Annotated in this window: 5 protein-coding genes and 3 pseudogenes; 2 read left to right on the forward strand and 6 right to left on the reverse strand. The window is 62.3% G+C overall.

Translation table 11 applies throughout. From position 1 onward, the window contains the following. Positions 1-285 precede the first annotated feature (285 nt). Positions 286-395, reverse strand: a pseudogene (locus G6N73_RS37685) (DDE-type integrase/transposase/recombinase); the annotation flags it as partial. Between the two features lie 131 nt (positions 396-526). On the opposite strand from G6N73_RS37685, the pseudogene G6N73_RS34120 reads away from it, so the two are divergent. Then, a pseudogene (locus tag G6N73_RS34120) lies at positions 527-847 on the forward strand (alcohol dehydrogenase catalytic domain-containing protein); the annotation flags it as partial. An 89-nt stretch (positions 848-936) separates the two neighbouring features. Continuing rightward, complete coding sequence (locus G6N73_RS34125) at positions 937-1,503, forward strand: DoxX family protein (RefSeq protein ID WP_165034308.1); 567 nt, start codon at positions 937-939, stop codon at positions 1,501-1,503. A gap of 536 nt (positions 1,504-2,039) precedes the next feature. Here the strand turns inward: G6N73_RS34125 and G6N73_RS37690 are convergent. The 5 genes and pseudogenes from G6N73_RS37690 to G6N73_RS34145 form a co-directional block, all read right to left on the reverse strand. Beyond that, positions 2,040-2,636 (reverse strand): MFS transporter, encoded by a 597-nt coding sequence (locus G6N73_RS37690; protein ID WP_246252795.1) that lies wholly within the window; start codon positions 2,634-2,636, stop codon positions 2,040-2,042. A 31-nt stretch (positions 2,637-2,667) separates the two neighbouring features. Further along, positions 2,668-3,404: pseudogene (locus tag G6N73_RS38460) on the reverse strand (MFS transporter). A 54-nt stretch (positions 3,405-3,458) separates the two neighbouring features. After that, on the reverse strand, positions 3,459-3,929 hold the full coding sequence (locus G6N73_RS34135) for an NAD-binding protein (RefSeq protein WP_165034309.1): 471 nt from the start codon (positions 3,927-3,929) through the stop codon (positions 3,459-3,461). Beyond that, positions 3,907-5,139, reverse strand: coding sequence for a cation:proton antiporter domain-containing protein (locus G6N73_RS34140; protein WP_165034310.1), 1,233 nt, complete (start codon positions 5,137-5,139; stop codon positions 3,907-3,909). Before G6N73_RS34140 ends, G6N73_RS34135 begins: the two co-directional genes overlap by 23 nt. 699 nt (positions 5,140-5,838) lie before the next feature. Further along, complete coding sequence (locus G6N73_RS34145) at positions 5,839-6,495, reverse strand: peroxiredoxin-like family protein (RefSeq protein ID WP_165034311.1); 657 nt, start codon at positions 6,493-6,495, stop codon at positions 5,839-5,841. Positions 6,496-6,671 lie beyond the last annotated feature (176 nt).

Consider the following 6,671-nt stretch of genomic DNA (forward strand, 5'->3'; position numbering starts at 1 on the left):
TAACGCCCGCCGGCCGCACTCATCCTTCGGCGGCAGGACACCCGATGAGGTCTATGCTATCGCGGAAATGACGGACCAACTGGGGGCGTAGAAACAACCCAGATCCACCTTAGCCAGGCCGCCAAACTGTCTCACCAGAGGCGGGTCCACCTCTCAATCTGACACCCCTCGGAACGGTCGATAGATGAGTCGCTTGACCAGCCGCTATCGTGTTCGTGGCCCGCGTTGGCGACGGCATGACGCCGGAGCCGTTCGCCGAATTGTCTGCACTCACACGTTGTCTCATAACTCGCTCATCAGCTGTTTTGCGGCCTGGTATTGCGACCGCTTTGAACAAGCACTTCCAAGACGAAATCATTCTGATCGACTGCCCGCCAAAGCCCATGCTTCTTGCCGAGCGCGCCGCGTCGGTGGCATCGATTCCATAGCCGAAGGTCATTGGACCATCGATCTTCGCCGTTCTATTTTCCTACATCTGCAATGGCGTTCGGAAGATGACGACCTACCGCACACAAGAAGGTGGACGATGAAGGCAATCATTGTGACGGACCAGGCTGCGGGAACGGGCGGGATGAAGCTGGTGGAACGGCCGGACCCGCAGGCATCGATAAACGACGTCGTCGTTCAGGTTCATGCATCGGGATTCACCTCGGGTGAGCTGACGTGGCCCTCGACCTGGACCGATCGCCTCGGCCGTGACCGGACGCCGGTGATTCCCGGGCAAGAGCTGGCCGGAGTGGTCACCGCTCTCGGCTACGGCACGACGGGACTGTCGGTCGGACAGCGGGTGTTCGGCCTCACGGACTCGTATCGCGGCGGCACCCTGGCGGAATATGTGGCCATCGAGACCGAGGAGCACTTCTCTAGACGTCGAACGGGCTTTCCATCCGGGCGGCATTTCCACGAAAAAGACAAATACCCGGTGAGAAAATTGTTATGAAAGCAATCGTGGCCATGACGGCAACAATTGAAGCGCTTTGCAGTGTCCTGCGCACTTCGCGTGGCCAACCCATCCTCAAGCTGCAATCTGCGGAGCAACGAGCTTCTCTTGCCCTCGATCTTCTTTCGCTGGGAAGCCGCGCGGCACTGGGGGTCTCGTTCCTGTTGTCGGTCAGCGACCGGCTCGGGTTCTACGGCGCTCCAGGCGAGCGCGGAGTTTCTTGGGGAACATTCGAGCGATTTTTGGTCTACGCGGCCAAGGTAAATGCGTTCGCACCCGCGCCGATGATACCCTTTCTCGGCACGGCCGCGACGGTACTGGAGTTCCTATTTGGCGTTGCACTGGTACTTGGACTCGCGTTGCGGTGGGCGGCTTTCGGCAGCGCGGGCCTGCTCTTCCTATTTGGTTCAGCCATGGCGATCTCGTTTGGGATCAAGTCGCCATTCGACTACTCTGTATTCGCCGCGATGTGCTGCGCTCTATTTCTGGGTCTCGCCGGCTCGACTCGATGGACCGTCGACTCTTCACTATGGTGCTCCACAAGGTTGAGAAACGTGCAATAAATCCGACGCAGTGGCTCCTTCAACTAGGCTTCGCTCGTGCTTGGCTGAGGCGTATTGCGCGCGGCTTTTGACCCTCCGGCATTGGGGACGCGCTTGCCTGTTCTCCTATGAGTTTGTGTTGCGTTCCGGTATCGACATCCTTGCCCTCGTGCCGTTCATGAAGTTGGCTCAATGGGATGACACTCGTGCGGTCGACCCTTCGACAACGTGCGGCGGCTCGGCGGACAGCGTTTCGCGTAGTCCTGCGCGGAGAGAGACTCCGCCGCGTCGTACAGCCGGCCCTCTTTACGAGCCCGCCATACCTTAGCGTCGCAGGCGAATCAAACATCAGCGCGCGTTTTCCTCCAGATGGCCCAAACGGGAGTGCTGCAGGCCCTGGCTGCCGCCGCGGAAGGGTAAGCCCGCGAATCCACAATCCGTCGACAAAGGACGTGGGATGAACAAACAGATCATGAAGCAAACAATGCTGTCGCTCGAGGCGCGCGACCTCGAGAGCGCGAGAGAAAATACCTGGAATATGTCCAGAGTGCGCGGCTCTACGCTACGGCAAAACCGATCTCGTAGCCGGACTCGAAAGAGGCAACACTGGCGGCCAGTGCCACACCGGCAAGCTGCGCAATCCGGCTCGCCGCATTGTTGATGCCGGAGGCGAGCCCTTCGTCCGTCTGGTCAACGCTCGACATGACGGACGCGGTGAGCGGTGTCACGAGCACGGCGAAGGACACGTCAAGCAGCGTCATGGGTATGATAACGCCGAGCACCAAGGATTCCTCCCGACTAAGCGCCATCCAGACATAGGCGAATGCCGCACCCCGCGATGAGCATGGCCCGCGCTCCAACCTTGTCCGCCAACCCGCCGAAGGCCCTCGATAGGAGCCCGACGCCAAGCGCGAAGGGCAAAAATGCCAAGCCGGGTCGGTCGGCGGCAGAGCTCGACGGTCGACGAGGTCGAAGGGGAGCAGGAAGAACACGATCGAAACCCCCGTGTAGATCATAAGTGTCGCGACGTTCAGCCCGAGGAAGGCGCGGTTCGGGGGCGGCGTCATCGGGTATTCGCTTCTGCGTTCCCAGAACGCGTAGACGGCGAGCCCGAGAAGGCCTAATCCGGCGACCAACGTGAGCACCGTGCCCATCTGCGCCGGAGCGTCCGCGGCGGCTTGAGCGTCACCGGGACCGATCTGGCTGAGCGCCCACGCGAGCGCACCCGAGCGCAGAGTCGAGGATCGCCGCTCCAACCACGTCGAACCTGCGCTGGATGCGGCCATCTTCGGGCGCGAAGACCAGCAGAATTCCCACTGCGACGAGCGCGAGCGGCGGGTTGATCCAGAACACGGACGGCCAGCCGAATTTCTCGGTCAGCCAGCCGCCCAAGACGGGACCGCCGGCAGTGGTCAGAGCCGACCCCGCCGCCCATACGCCGATCGCCCGGTTCCGCTCTGCGCGCGGATAGGTGCCCCGATCAGGGCCAGGCTGGCAGAGGTGACGATCGCTGCGGCTGCTCCCTGCACGACGCGGGCAGCGATCAGCAATGCAGGCGAAGGCGCGAGCGCGCAGGCCGCCGACGCCAAGCCGAACAGGATGCAGCCGAGTGCGAGCATGCGCGCCTTGCCGTAAACATCCGCGAGCGCGCCGCCGATCAATGTCAGCGAGGCGAGCGCCAACATGTAACCGGTGAGAACCCACTGAGGGAGGCGAGGTCCGCTCCGAAATCCGCGCGCAATCTCGGAAACGCAACGGGCAGCGCTGTCGCATCGATTACCGCCATCGATGACGCGAGCACATAGGTCGTGAGCACCAAATGCCGGTGCGCTGGCAATATTTCCCGCCCGGTTTTTCGCGGGCAGGGTTCTGCATCGATAACGCCGCGGCTGCACGGCTCTACAAACGTCTGCGCCATTCATCGACGTCCCCGGCAATCTGCTGCTGGTCCTCGGTTCCTGCGCCGGCAGCGCCTATCACGCGGCAATAGGACTCGCGATCCGCGCGCGCTGCCGTTCGGCCCAGGCGGAGACGGCGTCCGGCGCGATTCCGAACGCGGTAAGCAGCGCTTGGGCTGCCTCGAGGCCGTGAGATTCGTCGGGCGACACCACGGCTTCGATCCCAAGCTCATTGAGCTGAGCAGCCTCGTCGTCGCTGCCTGTCACCCAGAGGCGGTGAAGATCCGGGTAGAGCGCCAGAGACGATGGGAACCAGTCCCGACCAGCGGCGATCGAGGAGGCCGTCATCACGCTGAATTGGCGTCCGCCCAAGTCCAGGGCGCGCCAAAGCCTCGTGTCCGACGCATCGCCGAAGGAAGCATTGTAGCCGTCGGCTACGGCGCTACGCAATCGGGCGCCATCGCGCTCCACAGCGTCATAGCCGATATTAAACTCCTCAAGGGCGTCCGCGATCGTCCGCCCAACATCACCCATACCGACGATGATCACCGGGTTGGTCTTCCCCTGTGGTACCAACTCGGTCTGCGTCTTGAGCGTCGCGCGCGTCCGCAAACGACCAGCAATGTTTTCGGCCGATGTAGGCAAGGGTCGGGGTTACAGCGAGCGTGAGAGCAACGGCCGCGATCAGCTGCGCGACCGTAGCGTCGCCGACGGTCGCGCGAACGCCGGGCATCCCAAACACAACGAACGCGAATTCCGAGCCGCCTGCCATCAATACCCCCAATTGGATCGAGCCGGGCACAGACCAGCGGAAGGCCAGGCTCGCGAGGATATTGCCGGCCGACTTCAGTGCGATGATCCCGACCGCCATACCTAGGATGACCGGCCAAGAGCTTGTGATCACGGAACGGTCCAACGCAGCGCCGACCGAGAGGAAAAAGAAGCTCACCAGGAGACTTCGGAATGGTCCGATTTCCGAGCGCACGCTCGCCTTGAACGGACTCTCTGCCACCATCATGCCACCCAGAAACGCGCCGAGCGTCATCGACAGTCCGACCATGGCGGCCGACCAGCCAGCAGCGAGCGCGATCAGCAGCGCTGTAGCGGTGAAGACCTCCTCCCCACCGTGCCGCGAAAGGATGGTAAAGAGTGGGCGCACGATTAAGCGGGCCGAGAGCAACGCTACTGCGATCGCCACCACCGTCTTTATCAAGGCTGAAAGCATGGCCGGGCCTGCCGAGCCATTCTCCAGCGTCGTCGTCAGAATGAGAAGAAAGATTGCGGCGACGTCCTGAAAGATCAGGATCGCTATAGCCGTGAGTGCGACCGGGCAATTTTGCTGCCGACGGTCCGCTATGACTCCTGCTACGATCGCGGTTGAGGAAAGCGCTAGCGTAGTGCCGACGACGAGTGCGGCGATCGGCGACAGGCCGAGCGCCCACACGCCACCACCGATAAGGATCGTCGACGCACCGACCTGAAGCGGACCGAATCCGAAAATGTCGCCCGCCTCGCGTCGGACGCGCGCTGTCGAGAAATGAAGGCCGATGTCGAAGAGCAGAAATACGACGCCGAGTTCGGCGAGCAGGTGAACCGTTCCTCCAGCCAAAAGAAGCTCGGGGTTAACGGAAGACACGACCAAGCCGAGGAAGAGGTAACCTACGATCGGATCGACTTTTACCATGCGCGACAAAACGGCGGTCGCGATTCCCAAGGTCAGTATAACCAGTACCGGAAAGATGGCTTCGGCAATCTCCACTGGCACAACCCTTGCTAGCTGCTGAGACTGGGCCGCGGCGCCGGGCGCGAGCTGAACGACAGAGATTGTTGCAAACTCATTTCCTCCTACCGGCACCATCGGCAAATCATCGGCGCGTCTCAAACACGATCGCGCTTTGATGCCTCCACCGAGCGCGCTTTCCCTAACGGCTTGCTCTCAAATTCCGAACGCCGACGACATGCCTGCTGGCCCCGGGATGCGCGACAGTCTCGCACAGTGGCGGTCGAACCGCCGACGAGGGAAATCATCTCTCGCCATAGAATCGATAGATGATCGTTATTGCCGCGCGAGGTACACAAGGATCGCGCCGGACTCGAAGACTGTTCTTGGGCCGCCGACCCGTCGTGATCGACGATCGCCGACATCTTTCCGTTCGGCGAGACGGCGAGAAACTGCGGCGCGTGCTGCTCGCCGGAACCGAGGTTTACGAGGTGGACCGAATAAGGGACGCCCACGTCCTCAAGCACTATCGAAGGCTTCGTCCGTTGGGAGTGGGCCGAGTGAACAGTTGAATCATCGCGAAGTCTTTTTGGTGCTGTCGGCCTGGCTTGCGGGCGTAACCGCGCCGAGCGGTGAGCCAGCTCGCGGGTCGAGACACGCTGCGTGGCTATGCACCAAGCCTGCTGGCGGAAGCCGCGGAGGCTGGCCGACGTTCCCGGGCCCTTTGCTGCTCGAGGTTCAAGCGGCGCGCAGGCGGTCTAGCACAGGCAGAACGTCTCGCGGCGGGGAGCGGACGGACTGGCCGGGGTTGATCTCGGAGTAGGCGATGACCCCTGCCCTATCGAGGATGAAGCGGGCCGAGATCGGCAGCGTCCAGCTCTCGTCGCCATTGAGGAGTGGCAGGTCGATACCGCTCTTCCTGTGGAAGTCTCGGAGGAGTTCCGGAATGCACCAGCGCACACCGAACAGCTGGGCAATCCGGCCGCCTCGGTCCGAGAGAATCGGAAAACCCAGCTTCAACTGTGCGTGGGCTTTTGCGTTCTCGGCCGCCATCTGCTGCGAGATGCTCACGAGAGACGCCCCACGCGCCTCGACCGACGGCCGGAGGGACTCGAACGCCTGCAAGTCGCGGCTGCATGCCGGGCACCACAAGCCGGTGTAGAAGGTAAGGAGCAACGGTCCATGCCTGAGCAGTATTTCCGACGCGACCTCGGCGCCGCGCTGGTCCCGCAATCGAAAGGACGGTGCGCTGTTGCCCGCCTGAAGCGAGCGCTCTGCCTGTCGTGTCGCGATCAGGTATTCGGTCGCGCTTCGCATCGCATCCGCAGCGTCTCGCTTGCTTGGCTTCGTCGCCCGAGGCGAAGCCGCCGCAGGCGTGTTCTGGCCTTTCCTCATGTCCGTTCTTCCCTCCCCTGCGGTCGTCAGTGATCCCGGGAATTTTGGTTCAGGTTGGTCGAGAGCAGTAGTAGTCGTCGGTAACTTTGAGTTATTCGCGCAGGTTATGACTGGACGGGCTTGCGCCGGCACAGGCGGACCGTCTCGCCGTCGGTGACGGCTAGTGTCGTATCGGT

This window comes from Allomesorhizobium camelthorni, from assembly GCF_011045125.1.
Lineage (GTDB): Bacteria > Pseudomonadota > Alphaproteobacteria > Rhizobiales > Rhizobiaceae > Allomesorhizobium > Allomesorhizobium camelthorni.

Bases quoted from the DNA above. Each gene is read 5' to 3' on its own strand.
- G6N73_RS37690 (WP_246252795.1), bottom strand. From the start codon at position 2,636: ATGGGCACGGTGCTCACGTTGGTCGCCGGATTAGGCCTTCTCGGGCTC.
- G6N73_RS34125 (WP_165034308.1), top strand. From the start codon at position 937: ATGAAAGCAATCGTGGCCATGACGGCAACAATTGAAGCGCTTTGCAGT.
- G6N73_RS34145 (WP_165034311.1), bottom strand. From the start codon at position 6,495: ATGAGGAAAGGCCAGAACACGCCTGCGGCGGCTTCGCCTCGGGCGACG.